This window comes from Flavobacterium daemonense (assembly GCF_007341385.1).
GTDB lineage: Bacteria > Bacteroidota > Bacteroidia > Flavobacteriales > Flavobacteriaceae > Flavobacterium > Flavobacterium daemonense.
This window is the reverse complement of record NZ_VJYD01000007.1, coordinates 174828-196551: the sequence shown is the minus strand read 5'-3', so window position 1 is coordinate 196551 and position 21724 is coordinate 174828. Positions and strand designations below refer to the sequence as shown.

Here is a 21724-nt window from a genome sequence, read left to right as displayed (position 1 = left end):
TATTTCTACCTCGGTTTAATCTAAAATCTTATATCTAAAATCTAAAATTACAAAAGCCCCGCTCTTTTCAACAAAGCTTCCGGTTTTGGTTCCTGACCTCTGAAACGTTTGTACAAAATCATCGGATGTTCTGTTCCTCCTTTTGAAAGGACATTGTCTTTGAATTTTTTTGCTATTTCTTCATTGAAAATTCCATTTTCATGGAAATATTCAAAAGCATCAGCATCTAGAACTTCTGCCCATTTGTAGCTGTAATATCCAGAAGAATATCCGCCTTGAAAAATGTGCGAAAACGCCGTACTCATCGCATTTTCTTTAACATCCGGATACAATTGTGTGCTTGCAAATTGTTCGGTTTCAAAATCTTTAAGATTTGTGATATTTGTTGGGTCTTGTCCGTGCCAAGCCATATCTAAAAGTCCAAAACTTAACTGACGCAATGTTGCTAAACCTTCTTGGAAACTAGCACTTTCTTTAATTTTCTGAACATATTCAATTGGAATAATTTCTCCCGTTTCATAATGATTCGCAAACAAAGCCAAGGCTTCCGGCTCGTAACACCAGTTTTCCATAATCTGACTTGGTAATTCTACAAAATCCCAGTAAACAGAAGTTCCAGATAAACTTGGGTAAACTGTGTTTGCCAACATTCCGTGCAAACCGTGACCAAATTCATGGAATAAAGTCGTTACCTCATTAAAAGTCAATAAAGAAGGTTTTGTTTCTGTTGGTTTTGTGAAATTACAAACGTTCGAAATATGGGGTCTTTCGTTTACGCCGTCTTTCACATATTGTGATTTGAATGAAGTCATCCACGCGCCGTTTCTTTTTCCTTTTCTTGGGAAGAAATCAGCGTAGAAAATCGAAACTAGATTATTGTCAGTGTCTCTCACTTCATAAGTCGTAACTTCTTCATGATATTTATCGATATCAAAAACTTCGGTAAAAGTTAAACCGTATAATTTTTTGGCAACTGTAAAAGCGCCATCCAATACTTTTTCTAATTGAAAATAAGGTTTCAGTTTTTCATCATCTAAATTAAAAAGCTGCTGTTTTAATTTTTCAGAATAATACGCGCCGTCCCATTTTTCTAATTGCTCGATTCCGTCTAGTTCTTTCGCGAAAGCAGTTAATTCAGCAAATTCTTTTTGAGCTGCTGGTTTTGCTTTTGCCAATAAATCATTCAAGAAAGAGAAAACTTTCTCGGGACTTTCGGCCATTCTTTCTTCCAAAACAAAATGAGCATGTGTTTTGTAACCTAATAAATTAGCTCTTTCGTGACGAAGTTTTGCAATTTTCAGAACGTTTTCTTCATTGTTGAATTCGTTCTTTTGAAAACCTTTCGCTCCAAAAGCGATTGCCATTTTTTTACGCAATTCACGATTGTCGGCATAAGTCAAAAACGGAACGTAACTTGGATAATCTAAAGTGAAAATCCAGCCTTCTTTTTCCTGATTTTTTGCTAATAATCTTGCTGCTTCGATTGTGCCTTCTGGTAAACCCGCTAAATCTTTCTCATCAGTTAAATGCAATTCGAAGTTGTTGGTTTCTGCCAAAACATTTTCACCAAACTGCAAACTCAATTTTGATAATTCTTTGTCGATTTCTCTTAATTGATTTTTCTTGTCTTCTGGCAAATTGGCTCCGTTTCTCGAAAAGCTTTTGTATTTTTTATCTAATAAAGTAGTTTGTTCCGGATTTAGATTTAGACTTTCTTTTTGATCGTAAACGGCTTTTACTTTCGCAAATAAATCAGCATTTAAGCGAATATCATTTCCGAATTCTGAAAGTAAAGGTGAAACTTCCTGTGCAATTTTCTGCATTTCGTCATTCGTTTCTGCCGAATTCAAATTAAAGAAAATACTAGAAAGTCGATCTAAAATATCACCTGAATAATCCATTGCCACAATTGTGTTTTCAAAAGTTGGCGCTTCCGAATTATTTACAATCGCATCAATTTCGGCTTTAGCCAAAGCAATTCCTTCGTTGAAAGCAGGAACGTAATCTTCGATTTTAATTTGCGAAAAAGGTGCTGTGTTATGTTTGGTATTGAAATATTGTGTTAATACGCTCATAAGTAGAGTTTTTTAAAAGTAGTCAGTGGTCAGTTTTTTAGTGTTCAGTTCTCATAAAGACAACTACTGAACACTAAAAACTGACCACTGATCACTAAATTTATTTATTAAGACTTTCAGCAGCTTTATTAACCGCAGCTTTTAATTCTTCTTTATAAGAAATAATAGTATCTAAAACTTTTTTATCGTGGCTTCCGATGATTTGTGCTGCTAAAATTCCGGCATTTTTTGCTCCGTTTAAAGCAACTGTTGCAACCGGAACACCACCCGGCATTTGAAGAATTGACAAAACTGAATCCCAGCCATCAATTGAATTGCTTGATTTTACTGGAACTCCAATTACAGGAAGCGGCGACATTGAAGCTACCATTCCAGGTAAATGCGCTGCACCACCCGCACCGGCAATGATTACTGAAATTCCGCGATTGTGTGCATTTTTGCTGAAATCGAATAATTTCTCCGGTGTTCTGTGGGCCGAAACGATATCTACTTCAACTTCAATATTGAATTGTTTTAATATGTCGATTGCATCCTGCATAACTGGCATGTCGGAGATGCTTCCCATTATAATAGCTACTTTGCTCATGTTTTTTATTTAAAGATTAAATGATTGAAAGATTTAAAAATTATCGCATGAATCTTTAAATTTTTCAATCTTTAAATTTTTTAATTATTGTGAAATCACTCTAATCGTGTTCTTAACTTCCTCAGCAATTCGTCTCGCTTCGGCCATATCTTCATTTACGATTGTTACGTGACCCATTTTTCTAAAAGGACGCGTTTGTTTTTTACCGTAAATATGCGGCGTGACACCATCCCATCCTAAAATGGTTTCGATGTTTTCATAAACTACATTTCCAGAATGACCCTCGGCACCTACTAAATTTACCATAATTCCGGCAACTTTGCTGTCTGTGTTTCCTAAAGGAAGATCTAAAATAGCACGTAAATGATTTTCGAATTGTGAAGTATAACTTGCTTCGATTGAATAATGTCCAGAATTGTGCGGACGTGGAGCAACTTCGTTTACTAAAATTTCGTCGTCCTGAGTTTGGAACATTTCAACTGCTAAAAGACCAACGTGGTTGAAGTTCTCTGAAACTTGCAAAGCAATCGCTCTTGCTTTTTCTGCTACCTTATCATCGATTCTTGCAGGGCAGATTACGTATTCAACTTGGTTTGCTTCTGGGTGAAATTCCATTTCAACAACCGGATAGGTTTTCATTTCTCCTGATGGATTTCGTACCACAATTACCGCCAATTCATTTTTGAACGGAACCATAGTTTCTGCAATACATTCTACATTTGGAAGCGTATCTAAATCTGAAACTTGGCGAACTATTTTTACTCCATTTCCATCATAACCAAATTCGGTACATTTCCATACAAAAGGTAATTTTAGATCGTTGATTTTAGATTTTAGATTTTCTAAATTTTCAAATCGTTCAAATGGCGCGGTTGGGATATTATTTTTAGCGTAAAATTCTTTTTGAACGCCTTTATTCTGAATTCCTTTTAAGGTTTTTGGAGATGGATATACTTTTAAACCCTCATTTTCTAATTGCGTTAAAGCTTCAAGGTTTACCAATTCGATTTCAAAAGTCAAAACATCGACTTGTTTTCCGAAATTATAAACCGTTTCATAGTCCATTAAATCGCCTTGGAAAAATTTGTTGCATGCAATTTTACTCGGTGCTTCGTCGCTTGGATCAAGAACGTAAGTTTGTATGTCAAATTTTCGAGTATCGAACAAAAGCATTTTGCCTAATTGTCCGCCACCTAATATTCCTAATTTAAAATCAGAAGAAAAATAATTCATTGTGTGTTGTGTTTTTGCAAAGATACCTTTTAATTTTTTTTTGCCACGAATTTCACGAATTTTCACAAATTTTTTAAACTTCAATTTAAGAAATACAATTCGTGAAAATTCGTGAAATTCGTGGCAAGCTAAAACTATTCAATTTTCTTTAAAACTTCGCGGGCAACGGCTTTGTATGCAGCCGAATGGTCGCCGTAATCTTTATTTAAGATAATTTGAAGTTCGGGATGAATCCAATCGTAATGATTTCCCAAAACATATAAAGTCCTAATCGAATATGCTTTTGTGGCTACTTTGACATCATTTATCAGCCAATCAAAGGAAGCTTCAATAATATCTTGTAAATTGTTTTCGGAAAGTTTTATGGAGTTTTCATTTTTCTTGTAATGCGATTTTACTAAAAGCTGAACCACTTTCGCAATTGGCCGAAGCGAACTTTCATCTTTTAAAATTTTCAAATTCGAACAAAAAAAATCAAGATGTGGCTGTAGCCAAAGCAATTCTTCGTACGATACAAATTCTAGAATCCAGCTAGCTTTGTGGTTGTTTTTGTCTTCTGGTGAAAAGCAAATGGAAACTAACTCACTAAAAAGGGAAGGATTCTCTAAAACATCCTGCGCTGCTTTTAGACGGTTTTCTCTATAAGCATTGACATAATCCAGTTTTTTTTGCAATTCAGAAAGCATGTTTACGCTGTTTAAGTACTATGCTAAAATAAATAATTCAACGAGATAATTCCGTAATAATTTATAGGCAAGCCCGGATAATAAAATCTTGGTTCTGCATTTCCTACTGCAGTCGCATTGGTCAAAATCATTGAGGCATATTTTTCATTTGTTACGTTATTTATGCCTGCATCTATATGCGCTTTCAAACCGGATAAAATCTCAAATTGATAACCTGTTTTTAAATTCAATAAAGAATAAGAATCAGAAAAATTAGCATTCGAATCGTTCATTGGGATTTTATCGGTGAACTGAAAATCGGCTGAAAAATAAAAGCCAGAATTAATATTTAGGACAAAACCTGCACTTGCCGTATTGGTTGGAACTCCAGTTAATTTGTTTCCAGAATAGTCATTTCCGTTGTCAACAAATTCTTTAAATTCATAATTTCCGATTGATGTTCCAACATAAGAATTTAAATGAAAAATCCGATTAATTGGCCAATTGTGGTTTAATGAAATTTCGATTCCTTCGTGAAACGTTTTTCCAGCATTTACACCTTCATATTGATCGTCACCAATTCTTTTGGCGACCAATAAATCTTTAATTTCCATTCGGTAAACGGCGATTTGGGTGTAGAGTTTTTTATTGAAAAAATGAAGTTTTCCTCCCAATTCAAAATTGTAACCTGTTTCGGGTTTAATATTTTGATTGATGTTTACCGTTGAAGTTAAAGTTTCTTCAGTGGCAGGAAGTGAGAATCCGCGACTGGCAGAAAAGTAAAAAGTCTGAATTTCATTCGGCTTAAATAAAAAAGAAAGTTGCGGCGAAAAAATGCCGTCATAACTATAATGTTCCGTTGGATTATTCGCGGAAGCGGGAAAATCATTTTGAAGTTCGAATTTGGTCTTGTTGTAATTTAAACCAGCCTGAATTTCAAAATGTTCAGAAAGCAAAGTTCTGATTTGCGAAAAAATATTATAAAAATGTCTTTTTTGGTTGGTTGCAGTAAGCTGATTGCCTTGTAAACTTCCATTTCCGTTGTTTTGTTTGTAGAGATTTTCAAAAGTATTTCCACTATAATTGTCTGCAAAATATTCAAGTCCGCCAATAAATTGGTTCTTGATTTTTCCGATTTTAAAATCTCCGGAAAATTGCGTTCGTGCACCAGAAGCAAAAGTATATTGGCGCAAGATATCAAAAGGACGTGGTTCGTTGCTGTCTTTATAATTGATAAAAACCGAGGTCGAATTGTTGAGGTGATCGTTTATTTTGAAATCATAAGCCAATCCACCGAGCGTCGATTTGTATTCCTTAAAACCTTTTGACGCAACCCAAGTTGGCGCTCCAGCTTGCGGATTATTTTCAAAAGCAGTTTTGCCGATGGAACTCGGAATATAAGCTTTTAAGTAAGTGTAGTTTGAAAAGTAAGTTAGTTTACTGTTTTTCTTTCGAAATAATTCTCCCGAAAGTGTAATTCCTTGCCGATTATAAGCGCTATTTTCGCGCCAGCCATCTGTCTTTAAATTATGATAACTGAGACTTAAAGAACTGCTTTTTTCATTCAAATCAAAAGAAACTCTGTTTTTCAACAATCCGAAAGAGCCAAAAACAGAACTGACTTCAGTTTGATAATTTCCCTTTTTTAAAGTTTGAGGCGAAATCAAAATCGCACCACCCAATCCTGCGCCATAAACGCTCGAAAGCGGACCTTTTATAACTTCAAGTTGGCTGATGTTTTGAAGATCAATATCGTCAATAACCGTTTCGCTGTTTCCAGAAGTTAGCGGAATGCTTCCGTAAAAAGCCCTGATTTTATTTGTTCCGTAAGGAGTTCTCGCACCAATGCCGCGAATTGAAATTCGGGTTGTCGTGATATTCGACGATTGCATAAAAACACCCGGAATCGTATTGATGACATTGCTGATATCTGTGGTATTATTTCGAAGTAATTCTTTTTCGGATAAAATGCCAATCGAAGCCGGACTGTTTTGAATATTTCGATTAACATGAAGCGGACTGATTAAAACTTCGTTGAGGTTTTGAGTTTTTAGAGAATCAATATTTCGAACGTCTTTTTCTTGCGCGAAAATGTTCAGAGAAACAAAAAGAACAAAAAGAAGAAGAGAAAAATATTTTTTAGAAAGCATAAGGGAGTGAAATTAAGGGCGAATGTTTTAACACATAGAAGCATAGTATTGTTTGAGGTAAAAAAGGCGTTTCACTTATTTTAAATTCACATAGTATCTATGTGTGAAAACGAGTTTTCTTTTCAATCTTTATTCTACAAAACAAAAACCTATGTTTCTATGTGTTTATAAATATTTGTATTTGGAATTTACTTATTCGCAGTAACTTTCCAAATTGTATTCCCGCTATCATCATTTACTAAAAGCGATCCATCATTCATCACCGTAACTGCAACTGGGCGACCGTAAACTTCGGCTTTATCATTATCAGAAATAAATCCAGTTAAAAAATCTTCCGGTTGTCCTGAAGGTTTTCCGTCTTTAAAAGGAACGAATAAAACTTTATAACCTGAAATTTTAGAACGGTTCCAAGAACCATGCTGACCAACAAAAGCACCGTTTTTATATTTCGCTGGAAATGCATCTTTTGTATAAAATGCCAATCCAAGAGAAGCAGTATGAGGACCAACTGGAACATCTGGAACGATAGCTTTTTTAACCAAATCTTTATGTTGAGCTTTCAATCTCGGATCAGGAATACTTCCAAAATAAGAATAAGGCCATCCGTAAAAACCGCCTCTTTTTACACTGGTAATATAATCTGGAACTAAGTCGTCGCCAAGTTCATCTCTTTCATTTACTGCAGTCCAAAGTTCTTTTCTGTTCGCAGGATTCCAATCCATTCCCATTGGGTTTCTAAGTCCGTCAGCATAAATTTTTTCGCCTGTTCCATCAGGATTAATTTCTAAAATGGCGGCACGACGAATTTCTTTATCCATTCCGTTTTCACCAACATTGCTTCCTGATCCTACACCAATATAAATTTTTGTTCCTTCAGGATTAGCAAGTAAACTTCTCGTCCAGTGGTTATTGTATCCGCCGGCTGGGAGCTCAACAATTTTTGTTCCCTGAGTTTCTAATTTTAAAGGTGCATTTTTATAAGGATAACGGTAAAGACCGTCGGTATTTGCAACATAAAAAAAGTCTTTAAGAATCAGCATTCCTAAAGGACGGTTAAGACCTGCTAAAAAAATTTCGCGAGTTTCATAAGTTCCGTCTTTGTCTTTATCGCGTAAAATTATAATTTGGTTTTTACTCGTTCTTGTTCCGCTTTCAACAACAAAAATATCGTTGTTTGGACCTATATAAGACCAACGTGGATTACTGAATCCGTCAGCAAATTTTGTAACTGTAAAGCCTGCGGGCGCAATTGGCGTTTTTCCTTCCGGCCAGCCAATAACTTTGCTGTTTTTTGTTTTTGATTCGGTTGCATAAGGTGGCGGTAGCGTTAAGTCGCCTATCGCAGTTTTTACAATATTTGCAGGTTGTTTTGCTAAAGCTTCTTTTTCTTCTTTTGTTACTTGTCCTTGACATGCTGTTAAGATCAGGAAAGCCGAAAAGATTTGTATTGTGGTTTTCATGGAGATTTGTTTTAAAGTTTTAAAAGGCCTCAATTTAATAAAATTAAAAAGATTTTTTTCGAAAAGAGATGCTTAATATATGTAAAAAATACCTAGACAATTTATTTTGATACTTACAGTTAAGTTGTAATTCTGTATCTTTGTCCATTATTTTAAATTTAAAAAATAATGATACAACTTCACGATAAACAATTTGTTCCGTTTATTTCGGCTAAAGAAATTGATTTTGCTTTAACCAAATTGGCGGCTCAGGTAGAAGACGATTTTGGAGATGATACTCCTATTTTTATTGGAGTTTTGAACGGAGCATTTATGGTTGTTTCCGATTTTTTGAAAAAATATAAAAAACCATGCGAGGTTTCATTTATAAAAATGGCATCGTATGAGGGAACTGAAAGCACAAATTCGGTTAAAGAATTAATAGGAATCAATCAAGATCTAACAGGCAGAACCGTTGTAATTCTGGAAGATATTATTGATACCGGAAATACAATCGAAGAATTAAAGCATTTATTTAAAGAACGAAATGTAAAGCATTTTAAAATTGCAACATTGTTCTTTAAGCCAGAAGCCTATAAAAAAGATATTAAAATAGATTATATCGGAATCAGAATCCCGAATAAATTTATCGTTGGTTACGGATTAGACTACGACGGTCTTGGCCGAAACCTGACAGAGATTTATAAACTAGCTGAATAATTTAAAAACAAACACAACTATATATTCATTTTAAACTTCTTAAAAAGTAAGAAGTCGCAACACTAACAGTCATTATGATTAACATCGTTTTATTTGGAAAGCCTGGTGCAGGAAAAGGAACTCAGGCAGAATTTTTAAAAGAAAAATACAATTTAACGCACCTTTCAACAGGAGATATTTTTCGTTTCAATTTAAAAAATGATACTGAACTAGGAAAAAAAGCAAGAGTTTTTATGGACAACGGAGAATTAGTTCCGTGCGAAGTAACAACTGCAATGTTAATTGATGAAGTAAAAAAACACCCTGATACAGCAGGATTTTTGTTTGACGGTTACCCAAGAACAATCAACCAAGCTGAGGCTTTAGATAAATTTTTGCCAACAATTGGTTCTAGCGTTACAGCTACAATTGCTTTAGAGGCTGATGATGAAATTTTGGTAAAACGTTTGCTTGAAAGAGGAAAAACAAGCGGAAGAGCTGATGACCAAGACGAAGAAAAAATTCGTGTGAGATATCAGGAATACAATGAAAAAACAGCTCCATTAATTGGATATTATAAAGAGCAAGGCAAGTTTCATGCTGTTGACGGTATTGGAACAATTGAACAAATTACAGAAAGATTGACATCAGTTATTGATAATTTGTAAAAAACCTGTTTGAAGTTAAAAGTTAAATGTTTGGAGGAAGTTTGAAATAAGTTCTGAAAAACATTTAACTTTTGGCTTTTAACTTTAAACTTAAAAATGGAAATACTAATAATATTTTTTCTAATACTATTAAACGGAGTTTTCTCGATGTCAGAAATCGCATTGATTTCAGCACGAAAAAATAGACTTGAAACAGCAGCGAAAAAAGGAAACAAAGGAGCTAAAATTGCGCTGGATCTTGCTAATTCTCCAAATAAATTTTTATCGACTGTACAAATCGGAATTACCTTAATCGGAATTTTGACGGGTATTTACAGTGGTGATAAAATTACAATAGATGTAGAGAGTTTTATTTCTGGAATTGCAGTTTTAAAACCTTATGCGCATTCAATTGCGGTAGGAATTGTTGTTGTTGTTCTGACTTTTTTCTCATTGGTTTTAGGAGAATTGCTCCCAAAACGAATTGGATTAAATTATCCAGAAGCAATTGCAAAAATGTTGGCAATGCCAATGAAAATAATTTCGATTATTACAGCGCCCTTTATTTGGCTTTTGACATCTTCGACAGATTTTTTGCTGAATATTCTTCAAATAAAACCAACCGCTGACGGAAAAGTCACCGAAGAAGAAATTAAAGCAATTATAAAAGAAGGAACAGAAGTTGGCGAGGTTCAGGAAATTGAACAAGATATTGTAGAACGCGTTTTTCATATTGGAGATAGAAAAGTAAGTTCGTTAATGACACACCGCAAATCGGTAGATATGCTTCCTTTAAAAGAAGATAAATCAAAAATTAAAGAATTAATTGTCCAGGATCTACATACTGTTTATCCAGTTTACAAAGATAATTACGATGATATTGTAGGTGTTGTAACCTTAAAAAATATTTTTGCCCATATTGAAAATGATAATTTTGATTTGGCCGCAATTGTGGCAGAAGCACCTTATTTGATGGAACAAACAACGGCTTATAAAGCGTTGGAAAATTTCAAAAAAACAGGAGTTCACTACGCTTTGGTTTCAGATGAATACGGAGTTTTTCAAGGTATGATTACGTTGAATGATATTTTGGAAGCTTTAGTGGGTGATGCATCTGAGTTTTACAAAGATGAGTTTCAGCTTATAGAGAGAGAAGATGGTACTTGGCTTGTTGACGGACATTATTCATTACACGACTTTTTGACGTATTTTGAATTAGACGAACTCACAAATGATTACGAAGTAAATACTGTAAGCGGTATGATCATGACGGAGCTTTCGCATATTCCAAAAGAAGGCGAAAAACTAATTTGGCAGAAATTCGTTTTAGAAGTCATCGACATGGATGGCGTAAAGATTGATAAAGTGCTGGTAAAAGCGCTTAAGGAATAAAAAAAATAGTATTCAATCGCAGTTTTCAGTCACGGATTGTATTGAAAATTGAAATTGAAACTGAAAAATAAATAAAATAGAATTTAGAAGTAGAGTTTAGGGAAATCTAAAATCTAAAATCTAAAATCTGAAATTCAGAAAAATGACAGAAGGAAATTTTGTAGATTACGTTAAGATATTTGTTTCATCCGGAAAAGGAGGAAAGGGATCTACGCATTTACATAGAGAGAAATTTATTGAAAAAGGAGGTCCAGACGGTGGAGATGGAGGCCGTGGAGGACATGTGTATTTAGTTGGAAATAAAGGGCTCTGGACATTATTTCATTTAAAGTTTGCGCGCCATATTAAGGCTGGCCACGGTGGAGACGGTGGATCTGACAGAAGTACAGGTGCAGATGGAGATGATAAAATTATTGAAGTGCCGCTAGGAACTGTTGTAAAAGACAAAGAAACTGGTGAAACACTTTTTGAAATTACGGAAGACGGAGAAAAAAGGATTCTTGCAAAAGGAGGAAAAGGTGGTTTAGGGAACTGGCATTTTAGAAGTTCTACAAACCAAACGCCTCGTTATGCGCAGCCAGGTTTGCCTGGATTAGAAATGGACGTCATTCTAGAACTTAAAGTTCTGGCTGATGTTGGTTTGGTTGGTTTCCCAAATGCAGGAAAATCTACTTTACTATCTGTGTTGACTTCGGCTAAGCCAAAAATTGCAGATTATCCGTTTACTACCTTAAAACCTAACTTGGGTATTGTGGCCTACAGAGATTTTCAATCTTTTGTAATTGCTGATATTCCTGGAATTATTGAAGGTGCTGCTGAAGGAAAAGGTTTAGGACATTATTTCTTGCGTCATATTGAGCGTAATTCAACTCTGTTGTTTTTAGTTCCTGTAGATACGCCAGACATTAAAGCTGAATATGATATTTTAGTAAACGAATTGACGAAATATAATCCTGAGATGCTGGATAAAGAACGTCTTTTGGTAATCTCAAAATGTGATATGCTGGATGATGAATTAAAAGCCGAGCTAAAAGCAGAATTGGATGTCTCATTTAAAGATGTTCCGTATATGTTTATTTCATCTGTCGCACAACAAGGTTTGACGGATTTGAAAGATAAACTTTGGAAAATGCTTAATGAGTAAAATCTCATAACAGTTATAAAATTTAAAACCCGACAATAACAATTGTCGGTTTTTTTCTTTTTGTGCAGATTACAAAAAGTGAAGTGGATTTTAGCTTTTAGTACATTCTAAAATTAAAGTCCGAAGTTTTTTGAAATTCCGATTTTCAAAGTTTTGCCAAAATCAAAACCGAAACGTTCTTGTCTGGGATCATTTTTACCATCAAGATTATCATAGTTTATTCCTCCAATAGAGAAATTTAACCCAAAACCTTTTTTCATGTTTATGAATAATGCAGGAGTCAAATTAGCATACATGCCTTTTGCATCATTCAAGTTGGTAGATTGGTATCCAGCGCTTAGATCTCCAAAGACAGAAAACAAATCTGAAAGAGGCACAGTGTAACGTACAAAACCGCCAATTTTGTATTTTTCAGTTGTGTCAGATCCGTTATTTTTTATGTTCATGATTGAACCTTCAACACCTGTTGTCCAATTGTCAGCAAATTGATAACCAACTTTTGGAGAGAATTCAAAATTTTCAAGTTTTGAATCACCAATTTTCTCTGACGAGAATCCCACATTTCCACCTAATAAAATTGAGTTTTTTTGCGCACTTGCAATAGACGTAATTAATATTACAGCCGCTACTAATAATTTTTTCATTTTTGATTTATTTAATTGAGTGGCAAATTTAAATTAAAATATTTTGTAAGAAATAAATTATGTATAAAATTTAGTAATGAAAGTTTATTTTTACAAAATAAAACACATTTTAGTTTTTAAAACCTTTTTAGTTTAGATTTTTAATTGTTTTTGATTTGTTTACGCAACAAAATTTAATGATAACTCATTTTTTAAAAATTATGAATTTCTCAAAATTCAAGATTATTTGATTTGTATCGTTTCGTTTTTTGAGTCTTCGTTTCTTTTTTTTTGCGAAAATGAGTTATATTCGCATCACTTAAATAAAATAACATGAAAAAAATAGTTTTATTCTTGACCATGTGCTTGATGGCTTTTCCGGTAAGAGCTGACGAAGGAATGTGGTTTTTGATGTTTATCGAGCGATTGAACCATAGAGATATGGAGAAAATGGGACTTCAATTAACTGCCGAAGAAATTTACAGTATTAATCATCACAGTTTAAAAGATGCTGTTGTGCAGTTTAATGGAGGTTGTACTGCTGAAATTGTGTCAAATACTAGTTTGGTTCTTACAAATCACCACTGTGGATATAGTGCAATTGCAGAACTTTCTACTGCAGAGCAGAATTATTTAAAAGATGGTTTCTGGGCTAAAGATCGTAGTCAGGAAATGAAACCAAAATCTTTATATGTGCGTTTCTTTGTTCGTATGGATGACGTTTCTAAAAGAATCTTGTCAAAAGTAAATGATCAAATGACGGAAACAGAAAGAAATAAAATCATTCAACAAGAAATCAGTTTAATCGAAAAAGAAAACAGCGAAAACGGAAAATATACTGTTTCTGTTCGTCCTTTTTTTCAAGGAAACGAATATTATTATTTTGTTTACCAAGATTATACAGATGTTCGTTTAGTAGGGACACCGCCAGAAAGTGTTGGTAAATTTGGTGGCGATACTGACAACTGGGAATGGCCTCGTCAAACGGGAGATTTTTCAATGTTCAGAGTTTATGCTGATAAAGATGGAAATCCAGCGGCTTATTCAAAAGACAATGTGCCGTTGCAACCAAAACATTATTTACCTGTTAGCATTAAAGGTGTAAAAGAAAATGATTTTGCAATGATTCTTGGTTATCCTGGAAGAACAAACCGTTGGATGCCGGCTGGAGGAATTGAACAAAATGTGAATTACGCTTATCCTGCGTGGGTTGAAGGTGCTAAGACAGGAATGGACGTAATGAAAAAGTATATGGATAAAGATGCAACTGTGCGTTTACAGTACGCTTCTAAATATGCTTCGACTGCAAATTACTGGAAAAACCGTCAAGGTATGATTGATGCCTTGACAAAAGCAGGAACTGCAAATGCAAAAGCAGAACAGGAAGATAAATTTTATGAGTGGGCAAGCAAACCTGCCAATAAAGATAAATATGAAAATGTAATCCCGACTATTAATGATTATTATAGAGAAACGAATTTAAAAGCGCGTCACGATAATTATTTGTCACAAGTTTTACGTACATCAAGTTATGCGGCTGCTCCAGCAAATCTTGGAAATGCATTAATTGCTTACTATAAAGAAAATGATGCTAAAAGAGCTGAATTATTACCAAAGATCAATGCTTTAGTTGATAATATTTATGGTGATTTTTATGCACCTTTAGAAAAAGATGTTTTGACTGCACAGTTGAATTTGTATGCGGCTAAAGCTGGTGAATACGGACTTGCTCCAGAAATCGCAAAAATGAAAGCTGCTAATAATGGCGATTTTACTGCAGATGTAGCAAAAGCAACTGAAATCAGCTATTTTACAAATAAAGAAAAAGTATTGGCATTTTTGGCTGATCCAAAACCTTTAGCAATTGTTCATGATCCGCTTTATATTATTTCTAATGATTTGGTGACGAAATATAGAGCTAAAACAGATGATCAGGCAAAAGCTGATGACGGTTTTGCAATTGCTTACCGCAAATTAGTTGAAGGTTTGAGAGAGTCAAAATTGAACGCTATCAAATATCCAGATGCAAACTCGACTTTAAGATTGACTTACGGAAAAGTTCGTGCGTTGCCTACAGATCCTCGAAATGATGCAAAAATCAACAATTACACAGATATGGCTAGTATGGTAAAAAAATACAAAGCGGGAGATCAGGAATTTGATTTGCCAGCTCGCCTGTTAGAGTTGAACAAGAAAAAAGATTACGGACAATATGCTGATAAAGCAGGATATATGCCAATAAATTTCTTGACTGATAATGATATCACAGGAGGAAATTCTGGTTCACCGGTTCTTAACGGAAAAGGAGAATTAATCGGTATTGCTTTTGACGGAAACATCGAAGCTATGGCTGGAGATGTTATTTTTGATTCTAAATTGCAAAGAACAATCAACGTTGATATTCGTTACGTTCTTTGGATTATTGACAAATATGCTGGAGCTAAAAACATTATTGACGAATTGACGGTTGTGAAATAATCTCAATTTTTAGATTTTTTTTCCGCCACGAATTCACGAATTAATTTAAAAAAATTCGTGAATTCGTGGCGGATTTTTTATTGAACTTTTACTCGAATTCCTTTTGTATGACTTGTGAACTCTGGTGCGTACATGCTTTGGATTGTTGTAATTCCGTTTGAGAATTCACCGCTGTTATTTACCCGAATGTCATATTCTAAAACATAAGTTCCTTTGTTTATTTGGTCAAAAAAGAAATGTGTTGCGGCATCTTTTGTGCTCATGTAAAATCCTAATCGATCTTTATATTGATATTCTGAAAGTACATTTACAGGTTCAAAACAAGAAGCGCGCATATCTTTTAAATGAACATATTCCATGTCTTCTTTGGCATTAATAATTAAACGGACAGTTACTAAATCGCCAATTTTTAAAGGATTTTCAGTTGTTATCTTTTGGAATTCACTTCCTTTTGAAGTATTTTTCTTTAAATATAATTCTTTCGAAACAGATAAAACGGCGACAGAATTATTTTTGATTTTATCCAAATCTTCGAAATATTGCCAATAAACGCCACCAAACCCAGGAACTTTAGATTTGTTTTCGATTTTTATTGAAGCCATTTCTTTTCTGATTTCCTCAGGTTTCCAGTTCAGTTTGATATAGCCGGTTTCAGCTTCTTTTTCATTTTCGGAAAGTTTTTTCGTCACGATTTTTTCGTCACCCAATTTTATAACCATGTTGTCTTTTACCGAAAGCCAGTCGGTTCCTTGCGATAATAGCGCGTAAATGGCTTCAGTCGTAGATTTTGTGGTAGGCCAATTTTTGGTTTGCTTGTTTTTCAAAAGCCATACTTTCATTGCATCAACAGATTTGGTGTCGTTAGTTACTTCGGCGAAAGCCTCAATCAATAAAGCCTGCGTTTCAATTGGTGCCTGATACCAGTACCAACCTGCTTTGTTGGCAATCCAGTACATTCCCCAATCATCATTGTTTGAAGCTGTTTCTTTTAGGCTTTCAATTATTTTTTTTGCGGTTTCTTTTTCTCCAAAACGATTTAGTGTAATCGCTGCTAATCCTTTTTCGTAAAGCGAATATTGCAACCAATCTTTTTTAGCAGTTTCCAGATATAATTTAGTCGCTTTTTTCAAAGTATCAGACATTGGATATTTCTCTAGATAAAAACTTCTGGTATATAAATAATGCAGATCAGAATATGGATTGATCCAGATAAGTTTATTAGTTGCTTTTAAGTCTTCAGTTCTTGCTTTATAATATTCTAAGAATTTATTGTCTAGGAAAGGAATTCCGGTTTTGGTAATTTGATCCGTTTTTGCAGCACTGCTTTTGCTGAGTTTTTCTAAATGACCTAAACCTGCCAGAATATGTCTTGTAACAAATTCGCTTTCAGAACCGCCATCAAACCAAGAAAATCCACCTGAAGCTTTCTGTTTTTGTTTTAATTTTTCGAAAGTGGCTTCTTGAGACGTTTTCATTTTTTCTAAATCAAATAAAAGCGCTAAGTTCTTTTTCTTTTCGTCTTCACTTTGGGCATCATTCAACCAAGGTGTTTCAGCAAGAATTATCGATTTCAATTCTTCGTTTTCTTCTAATTTGGAATTTAGTTTTCCGTTTTTTCTCCAATTTTCAAAAATTGAAGCAATTTTCGGATTACTTGAAATAATTTCTGATGCTAGTGCATTGGCATAAAAACGCGCAAAAGTCTGCTCAGCACATTCATGCTCATATTCCATTAAATATGGAAACGACTGTATAGCGAGCCAAGTTGGGTTTGAAGTATATTCAAGTGTAAATTGATGATTTTTTAAAGTAGTTGAATTGTTGTTTTTTAGATTCTCAAACGTATATTCTTTTGTTGAATTTTCAAGAACCCAAAGCGGAATGCTTTCCGTCACCAGTATATTGTTTGTCAAGACAGGCAGAATATTTTCTTCACCATCTGAGAAATTTCCAGATTTCGCCACAATTTTATATTGTACACCTTGTAAACCTTCGGGAATTACAATCGTCCAATTTGCTGTTGTATTTCCAAAAGCTGGAATGTTAAAGTTTTTTATGTTTTTTGTGTTCAGCATTTGAGCATCAATTGGCTGCATTGTTACAGCGTCAAAAAACTGTAAGCTTGCAATTCCGGTTTTCGCCTCAACAGTAATATTCGAAATTTTAGCACTGATTACGATAGTATCTTTTTCTCTAAAAAATCGTGGAAAATTTGGCAAAACCATTAGATCTTTTTGAGTAATTACATTTTTCTCTAAATAGCCTAAAACAGCATCTTTATTGTGTGCCAACAAACGAAGTTTCCATGCCGTTAAAGCTTCGGGAGAAGTAAAATTAAAACTTACTTTTCCGTAAGAATCGGTTTTTAAATTTGGGAAGAAGAACGCAGTTTCAGAAAGATTTTTTCTTGCTTTTACTTGTGTTAATTCTTCTAATGCTTTTTTAGTGGTAATTATAATAGCGCCGTTAATTGCCTTGGAGCCATAAAGCGAAGTGGTCTTATCATCTTTTAAAACATCGATTGACAAAATATCTTTTGGGTCAATGTTTTTCATGTCGCTTACGATAACTCCGTCGACGACATAAATTGGCGAATTTCCATCTGAGACTGATGAACTTCCTCTAACCTTGATTTTAGAGTCGCCTACACTAATGCCCGCAACTTTACCTGTTAATGCTTCTGGGATGCCGGCTGTATTATAAACAGTATTGTCTTCTTCAACAACAACTTGAGATACTGCTCCTGTTAAAGACTGTTTTCTCTGAATACCGTAGCCAACCACCACAACTTCTTCTAGATTAGTACTATTTTCCTTTAAAGAGATATTTATGTTTTTATTTTTTGAAACCATAATGGTTTCGCTTTCAAAACCAATGAAAGAGATAACAAGTTCTTCATTTTCATTCGCTTCAATTTCATAGTAGCCGTCAAAATCGGTGGTTGTACTTCTTTGCGTCCCTTTTACAGTTACAGATACGCCAGGAATAGCCATTTTATTATTATCGATTATAATACCCGAAATCATTTTTGCGCCTAATGGCTTCTTTATCTTTTTGGTTATTTGTCTTTGATATTCTCTTTGAAGATAGAGGAGATTATTGTTTGTGTTGTTGAAGTCAAATCCAAACCAGATTAATTTGGTGCTTTCATTTTTTAGTTCTACGGGTTTTGAGTAAGCATTTAGAGAAGTAATTATAGTATTTGTTTTTTCACTTCCTAAAACAGATTTTGATATGCCACGTGCAAGAGTTCCGCTATTGTAGAAATCGTTCCATCTTTCCCAACTTTTTGTGGCAAATTGGTCCAAAGAGACATCGTACATAGTAGCTAAAACTTCAGCTTCTTTTTTTGTTGAAGTTCCTGTAAGTTTAAACGACCAATTTTCTAAGCTTCCAGGTTGTAATTTGCTTCTAAAAGTATCTACATCGAATTTTAATTCTGGTTTTTCTGATTTTAAAATTATAGAGACACTGTTGTCAAATTTTTCATTTTCGAAAATACTTTCAAAATTAAGGGTAACAATGTTTCTGAATTCTTTTTTTAGTGGAATTTTAATTATGGCTTCGTGATTTACCAAATGATAGGTTTCTTCTGAAAAAATATAGCCTTCAAAATTAGCAACTCCCACGATGTACAAATCTGGTATAGTAGATGTCAGTCTTACTAAAGCAAAACCATCTTTTGCGGCATCTAAATTTATTTGCTCAGCTGTAAATAAGCGACTTGGTTCAAATTTGTCTTTGCTTTGTTTGATTTTGAAAGTTGACGTATCCTCAATTAAATTTCCAAAGCTATCTTTTGCAGAAAAAACTATTTTGTAGTTTCCAGATTGATAATCTGAAATAAAATCGAGGGGAAGATTTTTATCTGTTTCTGTATCAATCTTTTTAGAAAACAATAAAGTTCCTGGTGTTTTATCTTCTAAATCAAAATTTGACTCATAAGGAAATAATTCCTCAAATTTTGCATCTGAAATTGTTGGAAGTTCTGGCTTCGGAAAAACTCTTGTTTTGAATTTTGAGGATGTTGGCTTTAGAAAATAGAGTTTTATTTCTCCTTTAACAGCTTTTTGTTCACCATTTAAATTGGTACTCGAAAATTTTATATCATTTTTATTTTTAGTCGAAATTGTTGGCTTAACAGTTGTGCTAAGTTCCAAATCGTGATAGCCTATTTTTAGAGTAGTCTGTGCATCATGTGTTTCGCCATTAATATCAGTTATCGAAACTTGTACTAGATAAGAAAAAACAGGAAGTTTTTCTTTTATGGCTGTTTTTGAGGGAATTGCTGTAAAATCAATTGTAAATTTTCCCGACGCATCTGTTTTTGTTTCACCAGTTGATAGTACTTCGCTTTTTTCTTCCGAATAATAATTTCTAGAATAATTCGTGTTTCGGGTAACTGTGTAAGTCACCTTAGCGTCAGAAATGTTGCTACCGGCAAAAGCTTTTGCTGTTCCTTTTACTTTTGCCTCTTTATTAAGTTCAAAGCTTTCTTTTTTAGATTCAAAATTGACTTCGAATTTTGGGCGTTTATATTCTTCAACTCTAAAACCTAAAGCTGAAGTAGAGAAATCTACATTATCCCAAAATGGATGTTCGTCTGTTTTTTTATTATAAACCTTGTCATTTTCGTATTCATCTGGTTCATCTGCTGTAATGTTAAAATTTCCTGTAAGTCCATTTTTTGGCAAAACAAATTCTCCCGAAAAAGATCCAAATTCATTTGTAGTAACATCAAATTCTTTGAAGTCGTTTTGGTTAGCATCTTCAACCGTAATTTTAAATGTTGTATAAGGAACAACAGAAATAATGCCGTTTAATTTTTGAACAGCAATTCCCTTATAATATACCGTTTGCCCAGGTCGATAAATTGCACGGTCTAAATAGAATTCTACATTGCCATTAAATTTTGGTTTGTTATTTTCTTCATCCTCATATTCAGCATTATAATAAAGATAACTTTTGCGTAGAGAAAGTGTGTCGTTTGTGGTGTAAAAAGTCAGAATTTCATTAGAGCTATCTTTTGATTTATCCAAGGTTGCATTTCCATTTGTATTCGTTTTAGTTGAAAAAGAAGGTGTTTTGATCGTTACATTTTCTAAAGGTTTTCCTGTTTTTCGATCTAGAACCTGATAATTTTCAGATTTTTCATGCGCTGAAGCCAATACAATAAATTGAGAAACTGTTATAGTTTCGTAACCACTCGCTTTTCTATCTTCCGTATCAGATTCACTCTCAAAGTGAACTAAATAAGAACCCGTTTCTAATTTTGGAAGCAAAACCTCTGTCGAGTATTGGTGATGGTTTTTTTTATCGATTAGTGCGTAGTTTTTAGCGTTTACAGGTTGTGCTTTTGAAACGATACTTTCAATTGTACTATCTCTTTTATGAGATGACATTTGCTTAATTTGCGCTTGATTAATCTTGAAGAATGAAATTTTAATATTTGCGACATTTTGATATTGAATGTGACCTCTTATGTTTTCATTATTATAAACATATTTTTGAAGCTGCACATTTAGAAATTTGCGTAAAATATTTTCTTTTTTCTGAAGCGCTAGTTTGTAAGCATTGGATCTGTTTTCAATTTTTAAAATACTGTCCAGAGTAGTAACTGCTTTTACATTATAATCTGGATGAATATTTTTTGATGCATTTTGGGTTAAATAATAAGCCTTTTCAAGCTGAATATTTTGAATAAGAATAATATCATTTGTTTTCTTTTGAAAAGCTGTCAATGCTTTAATATAATCATCATCAACTTCAATAAGATAATTTTTGCTAAATAAAATTCTTTGCCAGATGTTTTCGGCTGATGGATTATTAATTTCCTGTTTTTGATAAAGCTTCAAAGTCACTTTAAGGTTTTCATTAGAAACAGAATCAAAATTTAGCTTTACAAAATCAATTGAGTTCCCTAAAAGGTCTTTTTTAAAAGCTGAAAAATCACTTTTTATAATTTCCCACGTACGGAGTTTTTGGGTTTGAAAAAAAATGTTTTCTGATAGTACGTAATTATAAACACTTAATGTTTTGAATTTTTCGATTGTATTAAAATCAAAAATAGATTCATATTTTGCTAAAGAAGTGGTTTTTAAAACAGCTTCATTTTCCAATGAATTTTTTAATGCGAGATCAATTTGTGAGATAAAATTATTTTCTGTCCAAGTTAAAAAGTCGGTATCTAAAAATGTAGTTTTAGTCCTTCTGCTAATTTGATATCTGTTATTGTTGTAATAATCGGTTAAACATTTTGCGTACACCAAATTCAAAATTGCTTTTGATGGAATTGAAACACGATTAATGTCTGTTTGAAGATTATTTAGAATTTTAGTTTGAGCATTTTGCTCCAAAACCTGTAAGTATTTAGATTGATAGAAAAAGCATCTTATCATTAGAACTTCGTCTTTTTTATTGATTGCCTTATCATAAATGTCTGAGACAATTTCATTGGCAGATTTAACTTTACCTTGATTTTCTAATCCAATAACTTTATCCCATTTTTTGTCATTTTGTTGTGCAAAAATTGCTGTTGAAAAAAACAAAAAGGCAACTAAAATATTTTTCATAAACTGGTTTTATTGTTAAAG

The 21724-nt window shown here is 33.6% G+C and carries 13 protein-coding genes; 5 read left to right on the top strand and 8 right to left on the bottom strand.

The window, feature by feature from the left end:
- Positions 1 to 47: 47 nt before the first annotated feature.
- The 6 genes from FND99_RS11355 to FND99_RS11330 form a co-directional block, all read right to left on the bottom strand.
- Positions 48 to 2075: a M3 family metallopeptidase gene (locus tag FND99_RS11355; protein ID WP_144338085.1), complete on the bottom strand. Its 2028-nt coding sequence runs from the start codon at positions 2073 to 2075 to the stop codon at positions 48 to 50.
- Between the two features lie 100 nt (positions 2076 to 2175).
- Positions 2176 to 2661 (bottom strand): 5-(carboxyamino)imidazole ribonucleotide mutase, encoded by a 486-nt coding sequence (purE, locus tag FND99_RS11350; RefSeq protein ID WP_144338084.1) that lies wholly within the window; start codon positions 2659 to 2661, stop codon positions 2176 to 2178.
- Positions 2662 to 2745: 84 nt separating this feature from the next.
- Positions 2746 to 3894 carry a 5-(carboxyamino)imidazole ribonucleotide synthase gene (locus FND99_RS11345; protein WP_144338083.1) on the bottom strand — a complete coding sequence of 383 codons (1149 nt, stop codon included), beginning with the start codon at positions 3892 to 3894 and terminating at the stop codon, positions 2746 to 2748.
- A gap of 134 nt (positions 3895 to 4028) precedes the next feature.
- Positions 4029 to 4580: a hypothetical protein gene (locus tag FND99_RS11340; protein ID WP_144338082.1), complete on the bottom strand. Its 552-nt coding sequence runs from the start codon at positions 4578 to 4580 to the stop codon at positions 4029 to 4031.
- A 23-nt stretch (positions 4581 to 4603) separates the two neighbouring features.
- A complete protein-coding gene (locus FND99_RS11335) occupies positions 4604 to 6709 on the bottom strand; it encodes a TonB-dependent receptor (RefSeq protein ID WP_144338081.1) in 2106 nt (701 codons plus the stop codon).
- A 188-nt stretch (positions 6710 to 6897) separates the two neighbouring features.
- A complete protein-coding gene (locus FND99_RS11330; RefSeq protein WP_144338080.1) occupies positions 6898 to 8169 on the bottom strand; it encodes a PQQ-dependent sugar dehydrogenase in 1272 nt (423 codons plus the stop codon).
- A gap of 168 nt (positions 8170 to 8337) precedes the next feature.
- On the opposite strand from FND99_RS11330, the gene hpt reads away from it, so the two are divergent.
- From hpt to obgE, 4 genes are all read left to right on the top strand, one after another.
- Positions 8338 to 8868, top strand: a complete 531-nt coding sequence (gene hpt, locus FND99_RS11325) for a hypoxanthine phosphoribosyltransferase (protein WP_144338079.1) — start codon at positions 8338 to 8340, stop codon at positions 8866 to 8868.
- A 74-nt stretch (positions 8869 to 8942) separates the two neighbouring features.
- Entirely contained in the window at positions 8943 to 9515 is a 573-nt protein-coding gene (locus FND99_RS11320) for an adenylate kinase (RefSeq protein WP_144338078.1), read from the top strand.
- 96 nt (positions 9516 to 9611) lie between these two features.
- On the top strand, positions 9612 to 10886 hold the full coding sequence (locus tag FND99_RS11315) for a hemolysin family protein (RefSeq protein ID WP_144338077.1): 1275 nt from the start codon (positions 9612 to 9614) through the stop codon (positions 10884 to 10886).
- A gap of 142 nt (positions 10887 to 11028) precedes the next feature.
- Entirely contained in the window at positions 11029 to 12030 is a 1002-nt protein-coding gene (obgE, locus tag FND99_RS11310; RefSeq protein ID WP_144338076.1) for a GTPase ObgE, read from the top strand.
- A 113-nt stretch (positions 12031 to 12143) separates the two neighbouring features.
- On the opposite strand, the gene FND99_RS11305 is transcribed toward obgE, so the two are convergent.
- Positions 12144 to 12674, bottom strand: a complete 531-nt coding sequence (locus FND99_RS11305) for an outer membrane beta-barrel protein (protein WP_144338075.1) — start codon at positions 12672 to 12674, stop codon at positions 12144 to 12146.
- A 312-nt stretch (positions 12675 to 12986) separates the two neighbouring features.
- Here FND99_RS11305 and FND99_RS11300 point away from each other — a divergent pair, with 312 nt between their 5' ends.
- Positions 12987 to 15131, top strand: coding sequence for a S46 family peptidase (locus tag FND99_RS11300; protein WP_144338074.1), 2145 nt, complete (start codon positions 12987 to 12989; stop codon positions 15129 to 15131).
- Positions 15132 to 15208: 77 nt separating this feature from the next.
- Here FND99_RS11300 and FND99_RS11295 read toward each other — a convergent pair whose 3' ends face one another.
- Positions 15209 to 21703, bottom strand: a complete 6495-nt coding sequence (locus FND99_RS11295; protein WP_144338073.1) for an alpha-2-macroglobulin family protein — start codon at positions 21701 to 21703, stop codon at positions 15209 to 15211.
- Between the last annotated feature and the right edge of the window lie 21 nt (positions 21704 to 21724).